The organism is Afipia sp. Root123D2, from assembly GCF_001425835.1.
In the GTDB taxonomy this organism is placed as follows: Bacteria; Pseudomonadota; Alphaproteobacteria; order Rhizobiales; family Xanthobacteraceae; genus Afipia.
Genome location: NZ_LMDP01000001.1, coordinates 1,517,056 through 1,539,407, shown reverse-complemented (window position 1 = coordinate 1,539,407; position 22,352 = coordinate 1,517,056). Strand labels below are relative to the sequence as shown.

20 protein-coding genes, 1 tRNA gene and 2 pseudogenes are annotated in these 22,352 nt (G+C 60.2%); 7 read left to right on the top strand and 16 right to left on the bottom strand.

Annotated elements, in window-relative coordinates; translation table 11 throughout:
• The first annotated feature begins 3 nt into the window (after window positions 1–3).
• On the top strand, window positions 4–795 hold the full coding sequence (paaG, locus tag ASC80_RS07450) for a 2-(1,2-epoxy-1,2-dihydrophenyl)acetyl-CoA isomerase PaaG (RefSeq protein ID WP_056295756.1): 792 nt from the start codon (window positions 4–6) through the stop codon (window positions 793–795).
• A 203-nt stretch (window positions 796–998) separates the two neighbouring features.
• Here the strand turns inward: paaG and ASC80_RS24350 are convergent.
• Both ASC80_RS24350 and ASC80_RS24345 read right to left on the bottom strand, forming a co-directional pair.
• A pseudogene (locus tag ASC80_RS24350) lies at window positions 999–1,118 on the bottom strand (TRAP transporter small permease); the annotation flags it as partial.
• Window positions 1,117–1,291 (bottom strand): annotated as a pseudogene (locus tag ASC80_RS24345) (TRAP transporter substrate-binding protein DctP); the annotation flags it as partial. The pseudogenes ASC80_RS24350 and ASC80_RS24345, both read right to left, overlap by 2 nt.
• Before the next feature lie 164 nt (window positions 1,292–1,455).
• Between ASC80_RS24345 and ASC80_RS07445 the strand changes: the two are divergent.
• Window positions 1,456–1,671, top strand: coding sequence for a pentapeptide MXKDX repeat protein (locus tag ASC80_RS07445; protein WP_056294534.1), 216 nt, complete (start codon window positions 1,456–1,458; stop codon window positions 1,669–1,671).
• A 105-nt stretch (window positions 1,672–1,776) separates the two neighbouring features.
• Here ASC80_RS07445 and ASC80_RS07440 read toward each other — a convergent pair whose 3' ends face one another.
• Window positions 1,777–2,118: a DUF6481 family protein gene (locus ASC80_RS07440; protein ID WP_056294531.1), complete on the bottom strand. Its 342-nt coding sequence runs from the start codon at window positions 2,116–2,118 to the stop codon at window positions 1,777–1,779.
• 170 nt (window positions 2,119–2,288) lie between these two features.
• Here ASC80_RS07440 and ASC80_RS07435 point away from each other — a divergent pair, with 170 nt between their 5' ends.
• The 3 genes from ASC80_RS07435 to ASC80_RS07425 all read left to right on the top strand — a co-directional run bounded on the left by ASC80_RS07435 (window position 2,289) and on the right by ASC80_RS07425 (window position 3,598).
• A complete protein-coding gene (locus ASC80_RS07435; RefSeq protein WP_056295754.1) occupies window positions 2,289–2,555 on the top strand; it encodes a DUF7662 domain-containing protein in 267 nt (88 codons plus the stop codon).
• Between the two features lie 191 nt (window positions 2,556–2,746).
• Window positions 2,747–3,463, top strand: coding sequence for an FkbM family methyltransferase (locus ASC80_RS07430; RefSeq protein WP_056294528.1), 717 nt, complete (start codon window positions 2,747–2,749; stop codon window positions 3,461–3,463).
• Window positions 3,464–3,521: 58 nt separating this feature from the next.
• A tRNA-Arg gene (locus ASC80_RS07425) sits at window positions 3,522–3,598 on the top strand.
• On the opposite strand, the gene ASC80_RS24735 is transcribed toward ASC80_RS07425, so the two are convergent.
• From ASC80_RS24735 to ASC80_RS24000, 13 genes are all read right to left on the bottom strand, one after another.
• Window positions 3,557–4,243, bottom strand: a complete 687-nt coding sequence (locus ASC80_RS24735) for a tyrosine-type recombinase/integrase (RefSeq protein ID WP_502690947.1) — start codon at window positions 4,241–4,243, stop codon at window positions 3,557–3,559. The two genes, ASC80_RS07425 and ASC80_RS24735, sit on opposite strands and share 42 nt — an antisense overlap.
• Before the next feature lie 828 nt (window positions 4,244–5,071).
• Window positions 5,072–5,539 (bottom strand): hypothetical protein, encoded by a 468-nt coding sequence (locus ASC80_RS07420; RefSeq protein ID WP_056294525.1) that lies wholly within the window; start codon window positions 5,537–5,539, stop codon window positions 5,072–5,074.
• Between the two features lies 1 nt (window position 5,540).
• Window positions 5,541–5,876, bottom strand: coding sequence for a phage head closure protein (locus ASC80_RS07415; protein ID WP_056294522.1), 336 nt, complete (start codon window positions 5,874–5,876; stop codon window positions 5,541–5,543).
• Window positions 5,873–7,093, bottom strand: a complete 1,221-nt coding sequence (locus ASC80_RS07410) for a phage portal protein (protein ID WP_056294520.1) — start codon at window positions 7,091–7,093, stop codon at window positions 5,873–5,875. Before ASC80_RS07410 ends, ASC80_RS07415 begins: the two co-directional genes overlap by 4 nt.
• Window positions 7,080–7,610, bottom strand: coding sequence for an HK97 family phage prohead protease (locus ASC80_RS07405; protein ID WP_056294518.1), 531 nt, complete (start codon window positions 7,608–7,610; stop codon window positions 7,080–7,082). Before ASC80_RS07405 ends, ASC80_RS07410 begins: the two co-directional genes overlap by 14 nt.
• Entirely contained in the window at window positions 7,610–7,888 is a 279-nt protein-coding gene (locus ASC80_RS07400) for a head-tail connector protein (RefSeq protein WP_056294515.1), read from the bottom strand. Before ASC80_RS07400 ends, ASC80_RS07405 begins: the two co-directional genes overlap by 1 nt.
• 3 nt (window positions 7,889–7,891) lie before the next feature.
• Window positions 7,892–9,067, bottom strand: coding sequence for a phage major capsid protein (locus ASC80_RS07395; protein ID WP_056294512.1), 1,176 nt, complete (start codon window positions 9,065–9,067; stop codon window positions 7,892–7,894).
• 668 nt (window positions 9,068–9,735) lie between these two features.
• Complete coding sequence (locus ASC80_RS07390) at window positions 9,736–10,164, bottom strand: hypothetical protein (RefSeq protein ID WP_056294510.1); 429 nt, start codon at window positions 10,162–10,164, stop codon at window positions 9,736–9,738.
• 132 nt (window positions 10,165–10,296) lie between these two features.
• Window positions 10,297–10,803, bottom strand: coding sequence for a hypothetical protein (locus ASC80_RS07385; RefSeq protein ID WP_056294507.1), 507 nt, complete (start codon window positions 10,801–10,803; stop codon window positions 10,297–10,299).
• An 18-nt stretch (window positions 10,804–10,821) separates the two neighbouring features.
• Window positions 10,822–12,459, bottom strand: a complete 1,638-nt coding sequence (locus tag ASC80_RS07380) for a terminase large subunit (RefSeq protein WP_082512434.1) — start codon at window positions 12,457–12,459, stop codon at window positions 10,822–10,824.
• A 237-nt stretch (window positions 12,460–12,696) separates the two neighbouring features.
• Window positions 12,697–13,014 carry an HNH endonuclease family protein gene (locus tag ASC80_RS07375; protein WP_056294503.1) on the bottom strand — a complete coding sequence of 106 codons (318 nt, stop codon included), beginning with the start codon at window positions 13,012–13,014 and terminating at the stop codon, window positions 12,697–12,699.
• Window positions 13,011–14,384 carry an LvrA C-terminal domain-related protein gene (locus tag ASC80_RS07370; protein WP_056294500.1) on the bottom strand — a complete coding sequence of 458 codons (1,374 nt, stop codon included), beginning with the start codon at window positions 14,382–14,384 and terminating at the stop codon, window positions 13,011–13,013. Before ASC80_RS07370 ends, ASC80_RS07375 begins: the two co-directional genes overlap by 4 nt.
• Window positions 14,371–14,583 (bottom strand): hypothetical protein, encoded by a 213-nt coding sequence (locus ASC80_RS24000; RefSeq protein WP_162244583.1) that lies wholly within the window; start codon window positions 14,581–14,583, stop codon window positions 14,371–14,373. The genes ASC80_RS07370 and ASC80_RS24000 overlap by 14 nt, the downstream gene beginning before the upstream one ends.
• A 383-nt stretch (window positions 14,584–14,966) precedes the next feature.
• Between ASC80_RS24000 and ASC80_RS07365 the strand changes: the two genes are divergently transcribed.
• The gene (locus tag ASC80_RS07365; protein WP_056294497.1) at window positions 14,967–20,186 is read left to right on the top strand and encodes an alpha-2-macroglobulin family protein; all 5,220 of its coding nucleotides are present in this window, start codon (window positions 14,967–14,969) and stop codon (window positions 20,184–20,186) included.
• A complete protein-coding gene (pbpC, locus tag ASC80_RS07360; protein ID WP_082512433.1) occupies window positions 20,183–22,315 on the top strand; it encodes a penicillin-binding protein 1C in 2,133 nt (710 codons plus the stop codon). The genes ASC80_RS07365 and pbpC overlap by 4 nt, the downstream gene beginning before the upstream one ends.
• Window positions 22,316–22,352 lie beyond the last annotated feature (37 nt).

The following is a 22,352-nucleotide window of genomic DNA, read 5'->3' as shown; positions in this document are numbered from 1 at the left end:
ACGATGAGCGAGCTACCCGTTCTGGTGACCAAGCGCGACGGCATCCACACCATCACGCTCAATCGTCCCGCGCAACTCAATGCCTTCACGCAGGACATGCATATCGCGCTGGCCGTGGCGTTCGATGATGCGGGCAAGGATCCGGCCTGTCGTGCGATCATTGTCACCGGCAACGGCAAGGGTTTCTGTGCCGGTCAGGACCTCGCGGAAAATTTCACCGCCGGGGCGGGTGACAGCAAGCCAGACGCCGGCGCACGCCTCGAGAAGTACTACAACCCGCTGATGCGGGTGATCCGGCGTCTGCCGCAGCCGGTGATCTGCGCCGTCAATGGCGTTGCCGCAGGCGCTGGCGCGAACTTCGCCCTGCAGTGCGATTTCGTGGTCGCGGCACGCTCTGCGAAATTCCTGCAGGCCTTCGCCAAGCTCGGGCTGGTCCCGGATGCCGGCGGCACATGGTTGCTGCCGCGTCTTGTAGGCTCAGCCCGTGCGCGTGGGCTCGCCATGCTGGCCGAGCCGCTGAGCGCCGAGGATGCCGAACGCTGGGGCCTGATCTGGAAATGCGTGGACGACGACAAGCTGATGGCCGAGGCTGAAAGCATTTGCCGCCGGCTTGCGGCACTGCCGGCCGACGGCATTACCCGTATCAAGCGGATCATGGACGCATCGGAAACGAACTCGCACGATGCCCAACTCGATCTCGAGCGCGACATACAGCGCGAGGGCGGACACGATCCTGATTTCCGCGAGGCAGTCGCTGCGTTTGTCGAGAAGCGCGCGCCGAAGTTCAAGCGCTAGTTATCCTAACGTACCTCCAAGCGTGACAATGACCGGGCAACGCCCGGCCATTTGTTTTTCGTGCCTCGCGGTTGACGGCTAACGCGCCGCTTCCGGCCCCATGACCACAAGCGTCGCCACGCTGTAGCTGATTCCAATTCCGAGTACGGTCATGAATGCGTGGTCCTGCCGAATGAACTGATGATTTGGAGCAGGATCTGGACTCACAGCAGTGTCATCCCGACAGCCATGAGGTAATACGAAATCGCCAGCGGCGGGCTCCACATCGAGTTGGACACTTGACCGTCGACGAAGGCTTCATGCGCAAGCGTCCATGACTTCCAGGCAATCGGTGAGGGCTTTGCCGACCGGCTGCTTCTTCCATGCGAGGCCTTGGTCGTAACTGCTCAGCAGACCGGGCATCAGGCCGATGTTGGCTTCGGGAACTTCGCCGCAGGCATAGAGAAGGGTAGAGGCTCATGTCGAGCGCACCGTTGCGCATCGCCGATTGATGCGCTGCACACAAATCTGGGTCGATTGTCGCTCGGACCGGCCCAGCGTCAAGAGACCGAGTTTTCGGCAGAAAAAGCTCCGGGCTCCAGTAACAACCGGGCAGACGATGCGAAGTGTCATTGGGCGACATTCGTCGCTCAAGCGACCCTGATCACAAGGATCCCATCAATGACGATCGGCACTCGTATCGCGCTTGGCGTCTCCGCCGCAGTTCTGTCCCTTAGCGTGGCGTTCGCGCCCGCCGCCTTCGCCCAGGACAAGATGTCCAAGGACGGCATGAAGAAGGAAGACACCATGTCGAAGGATGGCATGAAGAAAGATGGCATGCACAAGGACAGCATGATGAAGAAGGATGGCATGAAAAAAGACGGGATGAAGAAATAGGCCTTCTTATTTTTCAGAGCGTGTCAGGCTCACCGTCCCGGGAGCCTGACACTCTTGTGCATGCAGCCTTGCGCTCTTGGCCACCTACCAGCGCGTTCGTGAAAATTACTTCCGAGCTTTGCGGGCGGCATAGCGCGCATCGCGCGCAGCTTTTTGCTGGGCCTTCAGGGCGAGCGCAGCTTCTTCCGCCGCCAGCCGCTCGCGTTCAGCCTGTACCGCCGCTTCCGCGGCAAGTTCGGCCTCACGGGCCTTTTTCTCGGCCTTCGCCGCATCGCGCACCCGCTGCGCGTCCGCGCGCTGGGCTGCGAGCGCCTGCCGCTCTGCCTGCCGTTTCAGCACCTCAGGATCGTCAGGAGCGGGCTTGCTCTTGAATTTCTCCATGATGCCTTTTTTGGCGTTCCGTGCGGCGGCTTGCCGGTCGAGGAATGACGGCTCCTTGAAACTCATGTTGATTGGCTCTTCTCGGTCGTGCGGGTTGAATCGCGTGGTTTATGCCGGGACATGTAGCAGATTTCACAGCCCTGTCCGGGTTTTCGACAAAGATTTCGTCAGCGGCCGGAACTGGCGCCGGAACGCCGTTCGCGCTAGATGCGGCACATGGAACTGGGATACTGGCGATGAATAAATACGACCCGCTTCGGGACTACCTGAAGCAGCAGACGCAAGCCGAGCTTGTTCTGACGTTCGAGCAGATCGAGGACATCATCGGGTTTCAGCTATCCCGCAGTTCGCAGCGGGCCCGTTGGTGGGAAAAGGAGCGGGGTCCCCATGATGCCATGCCGCAGCGGAATGCGATCCGCGACGGCGGCTTCGAGGCCACCAGGCTGCCTGACGGAACTGGAGTCCGGTTCAAACGCATCGGGCTGAAGTCCAAATGGCACTAGGTCGACTGGTCCCGAATAATGATTGAAGCCATCGGGGCAGCCCGTCCTGCCAGAAGCGCACTGCCGCTCCAAGCCGCCTTGAAACGGTGCAATCGATACATCCGTGCATCGCGCGCGATTGGATTCACGAAGGTGTTTCATCTGCGCCCGCAGCGAGCTAGAAGTTTGATTCGGCTGGGGGGCTGTTTCAAATGGCGGCGCGACTTCTGTGGCGGGCATTTCGCGGGCGCTATCGCGACAACCGGACTGAGTTGGACGCAATCGCTGCCGCAATCAGACCTACCGACATCGTCTGCGATATCGGTGCGAACAAGGGCAGCTACCTCTACTGGCTTTCCCGTTGGACCCCTCAAGGCCGGGTCATTGCCTTCGAACCGCAGCCCGAACTTGCGTCATATCTTGAATCCTCGTTCCGGGCCCCGAGGTTTGCGAATGTGACCGTGGAGGCGTCGGGCGTCGGGGGAAGTTCAGGGAGCCGGTCGCTCTATCTTCCGTCGAAGAACTCCCCGGGCGCGACGCTGAACGCCAAACATTATCCGGCTGGAACACCGTCCGTGACGATCCCCGTTGTTGCGCTCGACGACTATTTCGGGGCCGGCCGTCAACCGGACATTCTGAAGATTGATGTCGAAGGGGCCGAGTTGGAGGTCTTTCGCGGAGCCGAGCGCATCCTCACTGAGCGGGGCCCGCTCCTCGTGTTCGAATGCGAACAACGACACCTCGACACCGGCTCCGTTTTCGATGTGTTCGCCTATCTGGAACTATTTGGATATACTGGGAAATTCGTCAACGGCCGGTTGCTTTCGCCGATCGCCGGGTTCTCCCTCGATCAGCATCAGCGCCAGACCGGCGACTGCTTTTGGGCTGATAAGGGCTACTGCAACAATTTCGTCTTTCAGAAGGGATGAAAGACGACGCTGGCAGAGGTACTGGCTCTTCATATTTACAATGGTATGAAGATCCCACGATCCCATAGCTCAACTGGATAGAGTAGCGGATTTCTACTCCGCGGGTTGCAGGTTCGAATCCTGCTGGGATCGCCATGCTGGCTTTGTCGTCAATGATTTCAATGGGTTATCAGCACTTTTGCCTAACTCTTCGGGTGGGTTAGGCAATCTGGCATCAAAACCGCCTTCAAGTTTAGCCATCGCGGTAACGGCCAGTTTCTTGCGGGCGGCCTCGCGGCAGTAGCGCTCAATCTCCCTGATATCGGTGTGGCCGGTAATCGCCATGATTTCGAGCGCGGTGCATCCTGTCTCGGCCAGACGACGACATGCCGCCTTTCGGACTCCGTGCGGTGACGACTTCGGCGGCAGTCCGGCGTCCGCCGCCGCTTCGCTAATCCAACTCGAAAACGCCTTCTCGCTGCGCGCCTTCCCATACATGGTTTCAATGAAGGCTGGGCCATCCTTCGGGCAGTCGGCAATGTAGCGGGCCAAGTCGGTGTGCACCGGAATGCACAACTCGACATGGCCTTGGCTCTTTTTGGTGGCGATAGCGAACCCGTCCTGCGTCAGGTGATTCCAGCTAAGGCGGACGGCATCGCTGCGACGCAAGCCGGTATGCAACAATACCTCAAAGGCGAGCCGTAGCGGCGTGCCAACCTTCCAACGCTTGCGGAATTTGGTGATATCCTCTTCCGTCCACGTGCGATGGCCTGTAGTTTTGAGTTTCACCCTCTTGGCCATGATAACCGGATTGTCAGCGCGCATTCCGACTGAGACGGCGTAATCCATTACCGCCTTTAGACGCTTGCGGAAATTGCTCGCGGCGGAAGGTGTGTCGGCCATCTCGTCTATCAGGTTGTTTATGTACTTTGCCTGAAGGCCAGCAACCGGCCCGTCGCCGTGCTTTTCAACAAGGCGGTCCAACACGCCGCGGTAAACCGCTTTCGTGGTCTCGGCCAGCGCCCTGAATTGGGTGCTGTTATAGTAGCCCTTAACGTGAGTGCCCTCGCAGCCCTTGACGGCGGCAGCAATGGTGCCAGCCTTGATGCGCTTCACTTCCGGCGTTGGTGCATCGCTAGACATGGCTGCACGGTACGCCGCCCAAAACTCGGGTGTGTATAGCGGCGCGGGCAGGGCAAGCTGCGGCTTACCCGGCCTGCGCAGATAGACGCGGGGATGCCCGTGTCTATCCAGATATTCATTCACGTATTTTGGTTTGCGCTGCCGCACGCTTTTTCCCAATAATCGTTGTCATTGGCGGCAGACGGCAATTTGCCATCGAATAGGGAATCAAGCTCCCGCCTGTCCCATAGTACAACGCCTAGAATTTGATGGGGAGCCGGGATTGCCCCGACGGAGCGTTGGTTGTCAAAGTGACTAGGCGATATCCCAAGATATCGAGCCGCCTCGGCGCGGCGTAAACCGCGGGGGGCGTATTCATATACCGGCCTTGCGGCTGGCACGTCGGTGCGTTCGGGGGGCATGGCGCGCTCCGCTGGTGTTAAACGATTGCCCTCGATAGGCCCGAGCGGCGCGCCATTGCCGCAAATGGTGACGCGCTGCTGGATTTCAAGAGGCAATCCCCAAAGTCCGCTCCAACCCGCGCGACAAGCCCATCTCAGTCACCGCCATGGTGGCGTCGATTTCTTCCACGCTGCGCACCGGCACCGGCCTCGGCTTGGCGTCTTCGGCTTTCTGGTTCGCCCTTACCGCAGCATCGTAATCGTCTGCGCGCTCATGCACCTTCGCGGCTGTATCCGGCAACGTGCCGCCCATTTTTTCGTACATGGCGACGATTGCCTCTGCCATCGCAGTAGCGGCCGGGCCATCCTGCCGCCACGAAACTGCACGCGAGGCGACTGCCTTGAATTTCGCGGGCAACGCCTTGAAGCCACGCTCCGCGCTCCAGCTTAGTGCAACGTTATGGAAAGTAATCTGCAGTTCGGGCAGCCCAATATCAGCCGTGCAAAGCACGTCGAAACCGGACTTCGAGCTATACGCACTGCAAAGATTCATGCCTTTAACTTCCACCTTCATTTTATATGACTCCAGTTTCGCAGAGTATGTCTACAAACGCGCCCCGTTCATCGGGCGTGATGCTTTTGATTTCATAAGTTTTGTCCGTGCGGGTATTCCGAAGTTTCCAGGTTGTCGCCGCGTCGGCCACGGCGGGCTGATTGCGTATCGTGACGACAAGCGTTTGCGACGATGCTAACCGGCCTGCCATCACCGTTTCACCGGCACGCAAAACACGAATGCGGGCCGGACTCGTTGCGACAACTTCCCAAGATTGCGTATTGCCGCCAGCACCGTCACTGACTGTGACGAGTGCCTTCAGCTCGATTTCCTCGCGGAGTTCGCCGGCCGTTGTCATGCGGCGTCCTCGATTTTGTTTTTGTTATCGTTGGCTGCATCAAGGGCAGTCACGTTGAGAGGAACAACGTATGTGTCGCCGCCCTTAACTTTCGACATGTTTTCCATCTTCCTGATTTCGTCGACGTTGAGCCAGCCGTTGTTTCTGCCGATTGCATAAGCGGCGTAACGCTGCGCAAGGTCGCCGCGAGTGAGTCCATTCAAGTCGTGCTCGATAAAAAACGACTTGCGCGACTCCGGCGTGAGCAACGCGACATTCATGGCCTGCTCGATACGCTTTGCCATCGGCGCCAGACAGCGGGTAACAAGTGCGCGCGATTCCTGCTCAACATTGCTATATGTCGAGTTGTCCGTGATACCGGCTACGGATGGCGGCACGCCGAAAACGCGACAGATGTCTAGGTTAGATAACTTGCGGCTTTCGAGGAATTCGCTGTCCTTCGAGTTGAAAGAAAACGACTCGAATTTTGCGCCCCCGTCCAAAATCATGACGGAGTCGGTGGCCATTGCTCCGACAAACTTCGCTTTGAATTTCGCCAAGATGTCATCAGCATTGCCCGCACCCTTGCCAGCCGCGGCCAACTTTTCAGGAAATACAAGCGCGCCCTTGGGCAGAAAGCTATTCTGTGCAGCAACGCCTGCCGTATCTTGCTGACTCAAGGCAAGCCCGAAGGTTGCAGCCGCAATCTGGATAGGGCTCATGCCAAGCACGCCGTCGCTGGTGCGATAGCGCAGGTGGAGCATTTCATCTTGGAGCAAGACTTCTGTGCCGCCATTGCGCTGCGCGTGTTTGTATCGCAACCGCCCATTAACGAGACATTCCACCGTCACGGAGCCAGCGACAAACGGGTGCAGGCCGACAACCTGCCCGCGGCCGTTACGCTCGATGCGGGCGAATGCATTCCCGTACATAAGAACGTTGGCAATCAGCCATTCCCTTGCCTCGAACGCCGTAACCGTTGGCGAGGCTTGCGTCTGCAGGACGCCATACAATGGATGGTCCGTTGCGGGCTCGCGGCCGCCGTCGTCGGTGTGACGATACAGTTTCAACGGCACCGCAGACAAATTGCCGGTGATAGCGGCGATGCAGGCCATAGCGACACTGTGGCCGGAAGCCTTCTCGATATCAGCACTGGCCTGCCAACGTGCGCCAAGGAATTCCCCGAGGAAGGGATCCGACGACGCAATGCGCTCTTCCTGTTTCTTAAACGGCCACATTGCCAGCCTCCATTTCCAAGAGAGCGATGCGACGTTGCGTAGCGGTGCGGTTTTGTTTCGCGCGGGCCGATACAGACGTTCCGTCGTAGGCAGGCCATGCGCTGACAACGCTAACCTCGTGCAGCGTCACCGATTGCAGCGTGCGCCGCTCGCCTTGCCAGTCCTCTTTATCGACGGAGAAGCCGAAGCTACAGCCGCCCATGTTTCGCACGTTGGCTAAGACGTCGTTAGCAACCGTCGTGTTGGGCAAGTCGATTTCAAACTTGAGGCCGCGCGTGTCGCTGCTAAGTCGCAACGTACCGGCTTTGGTGCGGCCAAGCACTTTAGTCCTGTCATGGTCTACAAGCGCGAGAATGTCTCTGCTTTCGGCAAGACTGGTATCAAACGCACCGGGCGAAATCGTTTCGGAAAAATCTGCGATGCGCGCCTCGGTGTTATAGAGTGCGGCGTAGCCCGTCAGCTTGCGGCCTTCCGCGCGCACCTCGATTGCGGCGCGCTCTTCGATTGTGATTGTCATTAGAGATTTACCTCACGATACGGCGCAAGCAACGTGTCCACTCCAAAAGCGATTGCTTTCGGTGGCTCGGTGGCTGCGGATTCGCGGTTTTGATACCAATGTCCAACTAGCAGAAGAATTGCGTGCCCGATTGCAGGCTGTGGTGGACTCTCGTCCACCACGCCAATCGATGCAACGTAACCTTCCGCGGCGTCCAGCAACGACTCAAGATACGAGTCCTCGCTGGAATGGCTGATGCGAATGTGTGCCTTCACATCATCCAATGTCACCGCGGACATAGATTAAACGGCCTTGTAGGAGAAGGCTTCCGGATGACGGATAGCGATATCCGCATCCAAAAATGCGTGCAGTCGCAAGCCGCCCTTGCTCGCATCGCTGTACGGGTTGGCGAGGATATCCACGCCGCTCCAGTAACCAATTACGAGGTTGCTCCAAGCACCATAAATCAGATGCTCTTTTGCCGGGCTACCCGCGTCGTCCGGCACGTTGTTCGAGGAAACGACCTTCTCGCCGTGGAAAATATCCGAGACGGGAATGATGCGGTTGTTATCGTCCTTCACCTTGCGCACGGTGGCCAACAGCTTGGGCGAAGTGAGGAAGCCCGTGCTGCCGGAGACGTCGTCGATTTCGAGCGCGGCGATAAGGTCCGCAGCGATATCCGACAACTCGGTTTCGCTGGTAGCATTCGCCGTGATGGTTTCCAAAATGCCATCCGGCTCATTCGAACCGCCGCCCTGAATCGCCGCCGAGTCCAACGCCTGCGCAAGCACAAACGCCAAATCGTTTCGGAGAAGGTTTTCAATCGCAACGCCACTCTGGAGAGTAAGACGGCGCGACATATACATTTCACCCGAAACGGTGCGGGGAGTCAGGCTCACCTTGTCGAAATGGCTATCTGAGGCAGTCGTCGCCGCGTCCTCAGAAATCCAATATGCCTGCGGGCCTGACGTTAAGCGGGGCAAATCGAGATTGCCGACAAGGCCGGAAATCACGGTTGCGCCCAAGCCCTGCACCGCCAAGACGGGCCGCAACCTGTCGATAAGCCCGCCCAGGTTAGTGGCGACAGTGTTGCCACCATTCGCAGCCGTGCCGACAGTCATGGCCCGCTGCTCGCCAAAGATGGCCGCGGTTGGCACCATAATGCCTCTGACTTCACGCCCCTTACCGAGCTCGGCCGAAACTTCAGCCTCACGGCCCGTCAAACCGCCGGCAACGGATTCCCGGATAGCCTTCGCCACCGAAAATTCGCGCACCTCGGCATCAAGGCGAGTGTCAGGTGCGGCATCGGCCTGGCGTTCGAATTCCGCCAACGTGGCAGCATTCTTGATTTGCGTATCCAGCGCGCGCACTTCCGTTTCGAGGGCATCGAATTTGGTGGCGTCAGGGGTGTCACCGAGCGCGCGCAGGGCAGTAATCTTGCTGGCGCGGGTTTCACGAAGCGAATTGATATTAGGCATGTAGAAATAGTCTCCTAGGATGGCCTTGCGGCCGGGTGCCCGTCGCGACGGGCGGTAACACGCTGGCGCGAAGCCAACGCAAAACGCCCGCGCAGCACGAAGGCTGGCGAGCAATTCAAATCAGGTGATGGAATTCCGAAGGGGCAATGGAAAAGCCGGTATTCCGGGTAATTGCGCCTTTTACGGCGCGGCTGTTTTTTTTGTTGTTGCGGCCTAAGCCGGGATAGAGAGTGCCGCAGTCGGGCGGCAAGTTTTGGCGCTTTGCGCGCTCTTGTTGATGAAAGCTAGGCAACCAAGGTGCTCACCGTAAAGCGGAGAGTTGGAAAAATTTCCCCTCAAGAATGTACCCTACGGCGACTCGCTTTAGGCGGCATGCCCGAGCCCGGTTGGGGCACAACCTTCCAGTCCCCTCTATAACCTTAAGGGATTGGCGGGCGGATTGCCGTACACATGGCGTCGATGGCGGCTCGAACTGCAGACGCCCCCTATAGGTAACCGGCTGAGACGGCAGGCAAGGGACAGTCTCCATGGCGCGTCAGGCCGTCCCCCTACTTATATGTCAACGGGAACGCCCTCGACGGCACAGTCGAGCTAAGAAGAAACTTCGGTGTGTCTTTAGAGAGACAGCCCGCGCCAATTACGACGCGGGCGGAATCCGCGGGTTAGTATCAGGCCGCCGACCGCGCCGGTTCGTACCGGCCCTCGCACTTATGGACGGCAAGCAGTTTGTCCATCGGCGCGACAAACTGCCTTGTGCTGCCGAATACGGTTCCCATCACAACAGACACGCAACCATCCGCTGCGCTCAGTTCGAACGGCATCCGCTTCCAATCGATCTCCGAAAGGCCGGTATCGAGGTTCACCAGAACCGGGCTGCCGAAGCCTTGTTTCGGGTGTACACAGACTAAATCGCCAGCCTGCGGCAGATCATCTCGCGCCAGCAATACCAAATCGCCGTGCGAGATATCGCCCGACACGTCGGCCGCGTTGACGCGCATCAGATATTTGGGTTCGAAGGGCGGCAAGTCCTGCAGGGGTTTCACCTTGGCAGCGCCCTTGCGGCGAATCTTTGTGGTCTGTTTATTGGCCTTAGCCATTGATCGCGGTCCTTTCGCGGTTGGTGGTTAGAGTCGCTGTGGTGGTACCAGCACCCAGCGACTCGCCTATTGATCCACAAACCGGGAAAACGCGCAAGATAGGGCCATATGCCCTAGTGGGGAGCGGAAAGCCTAGCGCATCTGAGAAGGCTTCACCTCAAGCAATTGAGTCGGCTTCTCTCCATCTGCAGACGGGATAGAAATCTTCCACCCACCAAAAATCAGCGCACTGTTATTCACGCCCTCAACCAATTTCCCGTCAGTCAAATTAAAGAAGCGTCTGTTTGAGAAATCCTTATCTCGCAGCGAAAATTCGGCCACGTAGCTATTGCCGTCCAAATAGAGACCACCGGTAAAACATACGTTGTTTGGAGAGCGGAATAAGCCGTCGTCAATTGTCGGCTCTAGCAACCAGTCCGTCCCGTAAGACAAACACCGGGGGTCTTCTTTGATGACCTGATAAAAAGCATAGCCATCTCGCTCGTTCGGCGTCACCGGCTGAAGATATGCGAGCAGGGTGCTATGAGCGTCGGCGGCAAGTACAATCGCGTACCAATTTCCCGTCGCGGTGATAATAATCAATTCACCTGGCTTTGCAGTCGACAATTTTTTTGTTTCAAATATTTGTCTCGTCTTCATTGTTTCCTTTTCCCTTCACTATGCCGCCAGCAAACACGCTGGCAACGTCTGCGGCTCATGACGCGCGGCGATCGCGAGCGACATAGCCGCCGCGACGATACCATCAATGCGGCCGGATGCCTTCGACTTATCTAGTTTGCGCGAACCGGCCGGATCGCGGGTGACAACGGCATTGCTCGCACACATCCGCATAATCGGATTTCCCGCGTGATTAATCCGCCGCTGCGCCACCAGCACCTCAAGGTTATCGACGGCCGGACTCATATCCTTGTATCCTTGGCCGAACGGCTCCAGCGGCAACTGAATCGATAGTTTCGCAAGCTCGCGTTTCAAATCTTCGATGCGCCAGCGATCAAATGCGATTGCCTGAATCTCGAACCGGGCCGCGTCGTCGGCCATTGCCTCGGCCACAAGTGCAGGATCGATAACCTTGCCGGGTAACAGCGTTAGGCGTGCGTCGGCTTGCTTCGCCCATAGATCGTATGGGACTCGATCCAAGTCCGATTTCCCGGCAATGTCGAATTCGGGCAGGAAAAAACGGGGTAGCAACTGCACCGTGCCGTCATCCATCGGAAAGGCAAGCACCCAAGCCGTGAGATCCCTTGCGGCGGATAAATCCAAGGCCCCAAAGCAGGGCCGTCCTTCGAGCGCCTTCTCATCGATCGGCCCAAGGTTACAATCATTCCACTCGCGGGCCGCGATAAAGCGCACCGTACCGTCGACACGCTGGTTGAGCACCTTATTGCGGAAGTCGGCCTCCTTGGATGGAATGCGCTGCGCCTGTGCGGCCATGCGCTCGATTTGCTCAAGGCTGTTGAAGTCGCCTAGCGCCGGATTGGCCTTTGCCCACGTTTCCGGACTCCATGGATCGTCCTTGTCACCGGCCGCAAACAGCGACAGGTGGAAACTAGGATCGTCTATTTCGCCAGCCTTCACCCGCGTGCCGTAGTCCAGCATCTCTGAAAAGAAATGAGCGTCATCCTTGGCTTGAGTTGAAATAAGAACAATCAGCGGATTGTCGCGAGCGCCGAGCGCACTATCGAATGCGTCAAACAAATCGCGTTTCGGCCAGTAACCGGCCTCGTCACAGAGAACGAACGACGGGCTCATTCCTAGCTTGCTATCCGCGTCGGCAGACACGGCTTTTAGCACCGAGCCCTTGCCGACGCCCTCCAAAACTTCAATCTCCTTTGAAAACCTAATGATGTTGACGCGCTCGCTAAGCTCCGGATGCGCCTCAAGCAGCGCCTTCACTTCGGCCCATGCCTTTGAAGCCTGCAGCTTGTCGATAGCGGCAAAATAGATTTCGCCGCGCTCCTCCGCTTCCGATCCGCACAAGTGACACGCGGCCAAAGCAGCAGACAGAAAAGTTTTGCCGTTCTTCCTGCCCATTGAAACCACCGCGGTGCGCACCGGCCTGATACCGGGCGCGTCCTCGGCGTAAATCGGAGCAAGGATTTCATCAATCTGCCATTGCCGCAGTTTCATGGTAGTGCCGCGCAGCGATCCTTGCGTTACTCGCATGTCTTCACAGAACGCCACCACGCGCTCCAGCCGTGACAGCCCGTCAACCTCCCATGGCAGCACCTTGCGGAGCTTTGCCGCGGCCTTACCCTTTTTAGATTTGGGTTTCGCACCCGGCCCTCTGAGCCCCATTATTCAAGTTCCATTTGTGTCTAGTTGCGAGTCGTTAGCAAAAACTAAGTCCGTGCGATTGGGTGCCGCCGGTACATAGGTGAGGCTTTCCAGTCCTCCGAAGCCCCCTAGGTATTGGGCCACCGTGACCACGACGCCCCATATCTTGCGATTCCGGCTCGCTGGCGCGTTTAATCGCTGGCTGGTGGTTGGGTAGCTTGGGCGCGCTAAACGCACCCAGCGCCACCGCTGCGGTTCCTATTGGAACCAGTCATCGTCAGGCGATATCGGGCTGCCATCTGCCGCGCACCCCTTGAAGGCGCTGCCTAGCTTGGCCTGCCTGTCCGGCCTGTCTGCCACGTTGGTTTTGTAGTTGTGGCAGGATGCGCACATGCTGCGCAGGCCCGACAACGGCGGAAAGGCTGGCCCACCGGCCGCGATAGCAACGCGGTGGTCCACTGCCTTGGCCAACACCGTGCGGCCACGCATCTCGCACACCTCGCACACCGGCTTATCGGCCAGCTTGGCAGCACGTAAGCGCCGCCATGCTGCTGTCGTGTAAGGCCAGCCGCTCATGCCGCGTCCTGCTCGGCGCACCAAGCCGCATATGCTTCATCGCAGGCGCGTTGCTCGGCTGGTGTTAGCGGGCGAGAGGTGCGGGTTGGCGACTCCGGCTTGGGCTTCCGCTCAAGCGGCGCAGTGAACTCCAGCTTGCCACCTTCAACCACCGCGACAATCTCGAGTCCATGCAACACCTTTGAGTCCTCGATCTCCGACAGGCCGGCCGCGCGAACGATGTCTCCTAGCTCGCGCTGCCCCGCCTCTTGGGTGTCCGAGTTGTGGTGCTCCAGGAAGGTGGTGTGATTGTATTCGACGCCAGTCTCGTCAGTTGCAACGATTGCAAGTGTCGACGACGCTGCGCCCTTCACAACGTCCGCCTTGATGATTGTCAGGAGGGTCTCGCCTTCCGCGAAAGCGTGGGTTGCCTTACTCAGCTTGCCAGCCTTGGCTTTCGTTGGCGCGTTCGCCTTGCCACTGCCGCGCGTCTTGCTGATAGCTGCGCTCTTGGCGTCGGTATGGATGATTGGCAAATCCTGAAGCCAGTTTTCACCGGCCAGCCAGTTATGCGGCAACACGCGCCAACGCGGCTCAACGTTGTGCTCAACATAGTGCGCAGCCCACCGGCCGGCTTCGGAGACGATTGTGGCGGCTAGCTCTGCATCTGGAACCAGTTTACCCCATGCCGCCTTCGCATCTTTGCGCTTCTGCTTGTGAGCGTAGGAATTCCAGAAACTCTCAAACCCTGGCGGCGTTTCCGCGGCGGTGGCCGCAAGGCCATCCGCAAGCGGCGGCGTAGCCGCGCCGTCAGAATCATTACTACTACTCATAGCCGCGTCTGGTAGCCGCGTCTTAGTAGTAGTGTCTTTGTCCGCTACGTCAGGGACGGTTAAGGCCAAACCGTCCGCTACGTCAGGGACAGTACTGTCCCCTACGTCAGGGACGGTTAAACCGTCCGCTACGTCAGGGACGGTTGGCATGTGGCCGAGCGCGGCATTGGCTAGGATGTCAGCCGGGACAACGTACCTTGAGGCATTCTTTTGGCCCGTGCCCTTGAAGGTGCGGACAATCCAGCCGGCATGGAGGAGGCAGGCAATGCCATTCTCGACGGTACGCTTAGCTATCGCGCAGCCCTCCGGCGCGCGGGCTTGGAGGTGCGCCACGATATGCCTTAGCGAGGCAAGCGAGTCGCCGCGCGCGTCGTGTTCCCAATCAATCATGAAATCGAGCACCTTGCGGGCTGCGGGCGTTAGCCTATCGTCCCACTCAGCAAGTTGCGCAATATTGCGCTCGGCCTTAATGCTCTTTGGATTATCGGCGCCGTAAGTCCAATACTGCCGGCTACACTTGATTTCGGCCACCGCGCCCGTTTTCTTAGCCTCGCTCATGCTGCGCCTCCATGTGCTGGAGGGCAGCCTTCGCAATGGAGTCCAAGAGTCGGTTGATGTCGTCACCAAAAACGCGAACGTCACCGTTCGGCTTTCGAATGAGCGTGAGCTTGTTGAGGCAAACGTTTTCGACTTCCGCGCTGAACATGCCAGCACGTCGTCCACCCCGCCCAATCGGGCGGAAATTCACGATTTCCAATGTGTAGTCCTATGGAGTGAAATAACCGGACTTTGCCGGGGAATGTGCGCCGTTGGCGGGCGTCTATTCAGGTAGGCAATCGCCAAAATTCGCTATGGGAAACAATGGCAGCAAAATTGCCTAACCTGCGTCTTAAGTGTCTGTAATCATTGAAATCAATCAATCCTGCTGGGATCGCCATCCCCTTTCCAGCCCCGCGGATTGAACCGAACTGCTCGCCCGGCAGACTAACGGTGGAGCGCCGTTGTCTTCGGCGCTTGCGCTCGTAAAGTCGTCCGGCACGGGTGGCGGAGCCAGGGCAGCCGGATAGCCTTGAGTCCGTCACGATTCACGCATTTCTTGGAATTCACGGCAGCGGTCGACTGCCGGGCAGGGAGTTCACCATGATCGGTCTGGTACGCGCCGTCGCCATTTGCGCCGCGCTCGCGGTTGGTCTCGTTTCGGCCCAGGCTGCCGACAAGGCATTCAAGCGTGACGATCTGGCCGATTCCGCGATCCGGCTCGAAGCCCAGATCAAGACCGAGGCCGGGGTGGTGTCAAAATCAGCCGCCACGCTCAAGACCGACGCCGACACCGCGTTCAGGAAGGGCGATTACCGCACCGGACTTCAACTGCTAGGGCAGGTCGCAACGGTGGCACCGAACGACAGCGGCAACTGGCTGACGCTGGCGCGAACGATTTTCCGGATCAAACCGGCCAACGCCCGCGAGCAGACTTTCCTGCGGGAGCGCGCCTCTACCGCGGCCTACATCGCCTATCAGCGCGCGACGACGTCTGACGCCGAGGCCGATGCTCTGGCAGTTCTGGGCCGTTCGTTCGTAGAACGGCGCCTGTGGCGTCCGGCGCTGGATACGCTGCGGCTGTCGCTCGACCAGCGCGAAGTCGCCGATGTGCGAGTGGAATACGAGAAAGTCCGTACTGACCACGGATTCAGGCTGCTGGACTACACAGTCGACTCGGACTCCGCATCGCCACGTGCGTGCTTCGTGTTCTCGGAAGACCTCGCGAAACGAGCCGATTTCTCGCCTTTCCTGACACTGGCCGATACTGACAGGCCGGCGCTGACCTCCGAAGACAAACAACTGTGCGTCGAGGGTCTCAAGCACGGCGAGCGTTACAACATCCATTTGCGCGCCGGCCTGCCATCAACCGTGAAAGAAACCCTGCCGAAGTCGGCCGAGTTCAACATCTATGTCCGTGACCGCAAGCCGCTGGTCCGCTTCACCGGCCGCGCCTATGTCCTGCCGCGCACCGGCCAGCGCGGCATCCCGCTGGTCAGCGTCAATACGCCCGCCGTCGCTATCGACATCTTCCGGATCGGCGACCGCAACCTGATCAACACCGTGCTCGGTAGCGATTTCCAGCGTAGCCTGTCGCGTTATGACCTGACGGACTTGGGCGGCGAAAAGGGTGTGAAGGTCTGGAGCGGTCAGGTCGCCACCGAGCAGACATTGAATGCCGATGTGACGACGGCGTTTCCGGTCGATCAGGCGGTCGGCGAAATGCAGCCCGGCGTCTACGTGATGACCGCCGCGCCGAAGGGACCAGGATCGTCCGCGAATGACGACTCAGGATCGTTGGCGACCCAGTGGTTCATCGTTTCCGATCTCGGCCTGACGGCATTTTCCGGCAATGACGGCATCCATGTTTTCGCCAACTCGCTGGCGACGACGGCGGCCGTCTCCGGCGCTGAAGTCCGGCTGGTCGCCCGCAACAACGAAATCCTCGCGACCAAGAAGACCGACAGCGCCGGACATGTGGCGTTCGAGGCCGGCCTTGCGCGCGGCGAGGGGGGACAATCGCCGGCGCTGTTGTCGGTGTCCGCCGGCAAGGGCGACTACGCCTTCCTGAATCTGAAATCGAGCGCCTTCGATATGAGCGATCGCGGCGTTTCGGGCCGGACCGTTCCAGCCGGGCCGGACGCTTTTGTCTACGCTGAACGCGGCGTCTATCGCTCCGGTGAAACCGTCTATCTGACAGCGCTGCTGCGCGACGGGCAGGGCAAGGCGGTCGCCGGGGCACCGCTCACGCTGGTGGTCGAGAGGCCGGATGGCGTTGAATTCCGCCGCGCGATGGTTCCCGATCAAGGAGCCGGCGGCCGCAGTCTAACCCTGCCGCTCAATTCAGCGGTTCCGACTGGTACCTGGAGAGTTCGCGCATTCACTGACCCGAAGGGCCATGCGGTCGGGGAAACCACCTTCATGGTCGAGGATTACGTCCCAGATCGGATTGAATTTGATATTAAAACCAACGCAAAGCACATTAATGCAGATATTCCTGTAGAACTTGAAGTCGCTGGCCGCTTCCTTTACGGCGCCCCCGCCTCCGGCCTGCAACTCGAAGGCGACATGCTGGTGACGCCGGCATCCGGCCGTCCCGGCTATGCCGGATACCAGTTCGGCGTGGTCGACGATGAAACCGCCAGCAACGAGCGGACCCCGATAGAAGACCTGCCGGAGGCCGACGCCAACGGCAAGGCGACCGTCAAGGTCAGCCTCGCCAAGCCACCGTCTGCCACCCGGCCGCAGGAAGCCCAGATCTTCATCCGCATGGTCGAAAGCGGCGGACGCGCGGTCGAACGCCAGCTGACCCTTCCGGTCGCTCCGAAGGATGCGATGATCGGCGTCAAACCTCTGTTCGCCGACAAGAACGTTGCAGAGGGCGACCCGGCCAAGTTCGATGTCATTTTCGTCGCGCCCGACGGCACATCACTGGCGCGCGGTGGGCTCCGCTACGAGTTGCTCAAGCTGGAGTCGCGTTATCAGTGGTACCGCCAGGGCTCGTCGTGGGACTACGAGCCGGTGAAGTCGAGCAAGCGGGTGGCCGATGGCGAGATTACCATCGCTGCCGACAAACCGGCCCGGATCGACGTCGCGCCTCAGCCCGGCCGCTATCGGTTAGACGTCAAATCGACCGAGGCTGACGGCCCGCTGACGTCCGTGCAGTTCGACGTCGGCTGGTACTCTGACGGCAGCGCCGATACGCCCGACCTGCTGGAGACGTCGATCGACAAGCCGGAGTACAGTTCCGGCGACACCATGACCGTGTCGGTCAACGCGCGCACCGAAGGGTTGCTGACGGTCAACGTGGTCGGTGACCGGCTGCTGACAACGCAGTCCGCCAACGTCAAGGCCGGCCCCAACAAGGTCGGCGTCGCCGTCGGCAAGGATTGGGGCACCGGCGCTTATGTGGTGGCGACCTTGCGCCGTCCGCTCGACGAGGCCGCGAAACGAATGCCGGGCCGCGCGATCGGCTTGAAATGGTTCGGCATCGACAAGGCCGAGCGCACGCTGAGGGTGAGCCTCACGCCACCAGCATTGATCCGGCCCGATACACGTCTGACGCTGCCGGTGAAAATCGACGGCATCAGCCCGGGCGAGGACGCCAAGATCGTGATCGCCGCCGTTGATGTCGGCATCCTTAACCTGACCAACTACAAGCCGCCGGCTCCGGACGACTATTATCTCGGACAGCGTCAGCTCACGACCGAAATCCGTGATCTCTACGGACAACTGATCGACGGCATGCAGGGCACGCGCGGCCAGATTCGCACCGGTGGCGACAGTGCGGCCGCCGAGTTGCAGGGCAGTCCTCCGGCGCAGAAGCCGCTGGCGCTCTATTGCGGAATCGTCACGGTCGGCGCCGACGGCGCCGCCAATGTCACCTTCGACATTCCGGAATTTGCCGGGACCGCGCGACTGATGGCCGTGGCGTGGACCGCAACCAAGGTCGGCCGCGCCGACACGGATGTCACGATCCGCGACCCGGTGGTGCTGACAGCGACGGTGCCGCGTTTCCTCCTGAACGGCGACCGCGGCACGATGAACCTCGATCTCGACAATGTCGAAGGCGCGGCGGGCGATTACGTGATCAGCGTCAAGGCCTCGGGGCCGGTGAAGCTGACAGGCAATCCGGCGACGACGATGCGTCTGGCCGCGAAACAGCGTAGCTCGGTCGCACTTGCGATCGATGCGGCAGGTGCAGGGGCAGGTCAGCTCGACGTCAGCATTACAGGTCCGAACGGCCTGACGCTGGCGCGGCACTATGCGCTCGACCTCAAGCCGGCCACGCAAATTCTGGCGCGGCGATCAATCCGCACGCTGGCGAAAGGCGAGAGCCTGACGCTGACGTCGGATATGTTCTCCGATCTCGTGCCGGGCACAGGAGGGGTGTCGATGTCGGTCGGGCTATCGACCGCGCTCGACGCCGCCACCATTCTCAAGGCACTGGATCGCTATCCATTCGGATGCTCCGAGCAGATCACCAGCCGCGCGATGCCGCTGCTCTACGTCAACGATCTTGCGGCGGAAGCTCACCTGGCGATGGACACCGCCGTCGATCAGCGGATCAAGGATGCCATCGATCGGCTGCTGGCGCGGCAAGGCTCGAACGGATCGTTCGGCCTTTGGTCGGCAGGCGGCGAAGATGCCTGGCTCGATGCTTATGTCACCGACTTCCTGACCCGCGCACGTGAGAAAGGCTTCGCGGTGCCGGATGTCCTGTTCCGTTCGGCACTCGACCGCATCCGCAATTCGGTGGTCAATGCCAACGAGCCGGAGAAGGACGGCGGCCGCGATCTCGCCTACGGTCTCTACGTTCTGGCCCGGAACGGCGCTGCGCCAATTGGAGACTTGCGCTATCTTGCCGACACCAAGCTGAACAACATTGCGACCCCGATCGCGAAAGCCCAGCTCGCAGCGGCGCTGGCGTTGGTCGGAGACCGCACCCGCGCCGAACGGGTGTATTCGGCGGCAGTCGAAAGCCTTGCACCCAAGCCGACACTCGAATTCGGCCGGACCGATTACGGCTCATCTCTGCGTGACGCTGCGGCTTTGGTCTCGCTTGCCAGCGAGGGCAATGCACCGCGTGCGACACTCACAATGGCGGTGCAGCGTGTCGAGGCCGCTCGCGACCTGACGCCGTATACGTCGACGCAGGAGAATGCGTGGCTGGTGCTGGCCGCCCGCGCGCTCGCCAAGGAAGCCAATGCAGTTTCGCTCACTGTCAACGGTGCTCCGGTCAAGAGTGCGCTCTATCGCAGTGAAAAGGCGGCAGAGATTGCGGCGAAGCCGATCACCATCGTCAACACCGGCGAAACGCCGGTGCAGGCGGTGATTTCGGTCGCCGGTGCACCGGTGGTGCCTGAGCCCGCAACCTCGAACGGCTTCAAGATCGAGCGCAACTATTTCACGCTCGACGGCAAACCCGCCGATCCATCGAAGGCGAAGCAGAACGACCGGTTCGCCGTCGTGCTGACCGTCACCGAAGCCAAGCCGGAGTTCGGTCACATCATGGTGGTGGATTATCTGCCCGCGGGGCTGGAGATCGACAATCCAAACCTCGTGTCGTCCGGCGACGCGGGTACGTTGGACTGGATCGAGGACGGCGCGGAGCCGGAGCACACCGAGTTTCGTGACGATCGTTTCAGTGCATCGATCGACCGGACGCGCAAGGACAAGGCTGTATTCACCCTGGCCTATGTCGTTCGCGCGGTGTCGCCCGGCAAATACGTACTCCCGCAAGCCTATGTCGAAGATATGTACAATCCGTCGCGCTACGGCCGAACCAATACCGGGTCCGCCGAGGTGCGGCCGGCGAAATGACGGCGTCAGCGACCATAGCGCCGGCCAATGGCTCGCGACGCTGGCGGCGCGTCAAAATTGCGGGAATTGCTTTCGCCGCGATGTGTCTCGCCGTCACCGGTGTGTTCGCGGCCTGGGTGATCTCGCTCCCGCCGCTGCCGCTGGAGCACGCGAGGCGCGGCTCGATCACCGTGGTCGATCGGCACGGCAAACTGCTGCGCGCCTATGCGATGGCAGATGGCCGGTGGCGGCTGCCGGTCGATGCCAGGACCGACGTGGATCCGCGCTATATCGGCCTGCTGCTCGCCTATGAGGATCAGCGCTTCCGGTCGCATCACGGCGTCGATCCGCTGGCGCTGGGCCGGGCAGCGCTGCAACTCGTGACGCGCGGCCACATCGTGTCCGGCGGGTCGACGATCACAATGCAGTTGGCGCGGCTGATGGAGCCGCGGCAACAACGCTCCGTTTACGCGAAGCTGCATCAGATCGTTCGCGCCGTCGAACTCGAGCGCCAGCTCAGCAAGGATGAAATCCTTGACCTCTATCTGATGCTGGCGCCGTTCGGCGGAAATCTGGAAGGCGTGCGCGCGGCATCGCTGGCCTACTTTGGCAAGGAGCCAAAGCGGCTGTCGCTTGCCGAATCCGCGCTGTTGGTCGCGCTTCCCCAATCGCCGGAGAGACGCCGTCTGGACCGTCATCCCGACGTCGCGCGAGTTGCGCGCGACCGCGTGTTGCGACGGATGGTCGAGGAAGGACAAATCTCGAATGAGGATGCAGCCCGCGCGATGCGGATGCCCGTGCCGCGCTTGCGCCAGCAGATGCCGATACTTGCTCCGCACTCGACCGACCGAGCCATCTCGATCCTGAAAAATCGACCGGCGATCCAGTTGACGCTGGACTCCACCATTCAACGCTCGCTTGAAACTCTCGCTCACGATCGCGCGGCAGCGATGGGCCCGGACATTTCGGTCGGGATTCTTGTTGTTGACCATGCGACCGGCGAAGTGATCGCCCATATTGGTTCGCCTGACTATTTCGATGAGCGCCGGGCAGGGCAGGTGGACATGACGCGCGCGGTGCGCTCGCCCGGATCGACGCTTAAACCGTTCATCTACGGCCTTGCCTTCGAGGACGGGTTCGTGAATCCCGAAAGTCTGATCGACGACCGGCCGTCGCGTTACGGCAATTATGCACCGGAGAACTTCGATATGAAGTTCCAAGGCACGGTTACCGTGCGCCATGCGCTGCAAATGTCGCTCAACGTTCCCGCCATCGCATTGCTCGACCGCGTCGGCTCAAGCCGGTTATCGGCACGGATCAAGCAGGCGGGCGCGGAGTTGATCCTGCCGAAGGACGAAGCGCCAGGACTGGCGATGGGGCTCGGCGGGGTCGGTATTACGCTGTCGGATCTTGTTCAGCTGTACGCGGGGCTGGCGCGGCTGGGCAGCACCGTGCCGTTGCGCGAGATCGCCCGCACCGGCCACGGAAGCGAACCGGACTTCCGCCGTCTTCTGGACCCTTCGGCTGCCTGGCAGGTTGGGAACGTTTTGCTTGGAACGCCCCCGCCATTGAATGCCCCGCGTCATCGCATCGCCTTCAAGACCGGCACCAGTTATGGCTACCGGGACGCCTGGTCGGTCGGCTTCGATGGCCGTTACGCGATCGGGGTCTGGGTCGGGCGCGCGGACGGCGTTCCGGTGCCCGGTCAATTGGGCCGGACGGCCGCCGCGCCGATCCTTTTTGATGCCTTTGCCCGCACCGGCAAACTGCCATTGCCGCTCGCCAGAGCCCCCCGAGGAACCCTGGTTGCCAGCAACACCAAGCTGCCGCTGCCGTTACGGCGATTCAGGCCGGCTGGCGATTTGCTCCGGACTGGCGGCGAGCAGCCGCTCAAAATCCAGTTCCCGTTGAACGGGTCGCGGATCGATGCGTCCGACATGGTGTCCGAAAGTGAAACAACCCTGCTGCCACTGCCTGTGAAAGTGGCCGGCGGTGAACTTCCGATGACCATGCTGGTCAACGGGATTTCGGTCGGTGAGATCGACAGCCGCCGGCAACGGATGGTCAAACCGCCGGGAAAAGGGTTTGTCAGATTGACCGTGATGGATGCGACGGGCGCGGCGGACACAGTTGTCGTAAGAATTCAATAGAACCGGTCTAACCGGTTGTCGCCCTAACGGTTTCATC

Bases quoted from the DNA above. Each gene is read 5' to 3' on its own strand.
- paaG (WP_056295756.1), top strand. From the start codon at position 4: ATGAGCGAGCTACCCGTTCTGGTGACCAAGCGCGACGGCATCCACACC.
- ASC80_RS07445 (WP_056294534.1), top strand. From the start codon at position 1,456: ATGACGATCGGCACTCGTATCGCGCTTGGCGTCTCCGCCGCAGTTCTG.
- ASC80_RS07440 (WP_056294531.1), bottom strand. From the start codon at position 2,118: ATGAGTTTCAAGGAGCCGTCATTCCTCGACCGGCAAGCCGCCGCACGG.
- ASC80_RS07435 (WP_056295754.1), top strand. From the start codon at position 2,289: ATGAATAAATACGACCCGCTTCGGGACTACCTGAAGCAGCAGACGCAA.
- ASC80_RS07430 (WP_056294528.1), top strand. From the start codon at position 2,747: ATGGCGGCGCGACTTCTGTGGCGGGCATTTCGCGGGCGCTATCGCGAC.
- ASC80_RS24735 (WP_502690947.1), bottom strand. From the start codon at position 4,243: ATGGCCAAGAGGGTGAAACTCAAAACTACAGGCCATCGCACGTGGACG.
- ASC80_RS07420 (WP_056294525.1), bottom strand. From the start codon at position 5,539: ATGAAGGTGGAAGTTAAAGGCATGAATCTTTGCAGTGCGTATAGCTCG.
- ASC80_RS07415 (WP_056294522.1), bottom strand. From the start codon at position 5,876: ATGACAACGGCCGGCGAACTCCGCGAGGAAATCGAGCTGAAGGCACTC.
- ASC80_RS07410 (WP_056294520.1), bottom strand. From the start codon at position 7,093: ATGTGGCCGTTTAAGAAACAGGAAGAGCGCATTGCGTCGTCGGATCCC.
- ASC80_RS07405 (WP_056294518.1), bottom strand. From the start codon at position 7,610: ATGACAATCACAATCGAAGAGCGCGCCGCAATCGAGGTGCGCGCGGAA.
- ASC80_RS07400 (WP_056294515.1), bottom strand. From the start codon at position 7,888: ATGTCCGCGGTGACATTGGATGATGTGAAGGCACACATTCGCATCAGC.
- ASC80_RS07395 (WP_056294512.1), bottom strand. From the start codon at position 9,067: ATGCCTAATATCAATTCGCTTCGTGAAACCCGCGCCAGCAAGATTACT.
- ASC80_RS07390 (WP_056294510.1), bottom strand. From the start codon at position 10,164: ATGGCTAAGGCCAATAAACAGACCACAAAGATTCGCCGCAAGGGCGCT.
- ASC80_RS07385 (WP_056294507.1), bottom strand. From the start codon at position 10,803: ATGAAGACGAGACAAATATTTGAAACAAAAAAATTGTCGACTGCAAAG.
- ASC80_RS07380 (WP_082512434.1), bottom strand. From the start codon at position 12,459: ATGGGGCTCAGAGGGCCGGGTGCGAAACCCAAATCTAAAAAGGGTAAG.
- ASC80_RS07375 (WP_056294503.1), bottom strand. From the start codon at position 13,014: ATGAGCGGCTGGCCTTACACGACAGCAGCATGGCGGCGCTTACGTGCT.
- ASC80_RS07370 (WP_056294500.1), bottom strand. From the start codon at position 14,384: ATGAGCGAGGCTAAGAAAACGGGCGCGGTGGCCGAAATCAAGTGTAGC.
- ASC80_RS07365 (WP_056294497.1), top strand. From the start codon at position 14,967: ATGATCGGTCTGGTACGCGCCGTCGCCATTTGCGCCGCGCTCGCGGTT.
- pbpC (WP_082512433.1), top strand. From the start codon at position 20,183: ATGACGGCGTCAGCGACCATAGCGCCGGCCAATGGCTCGCGACGCTGG.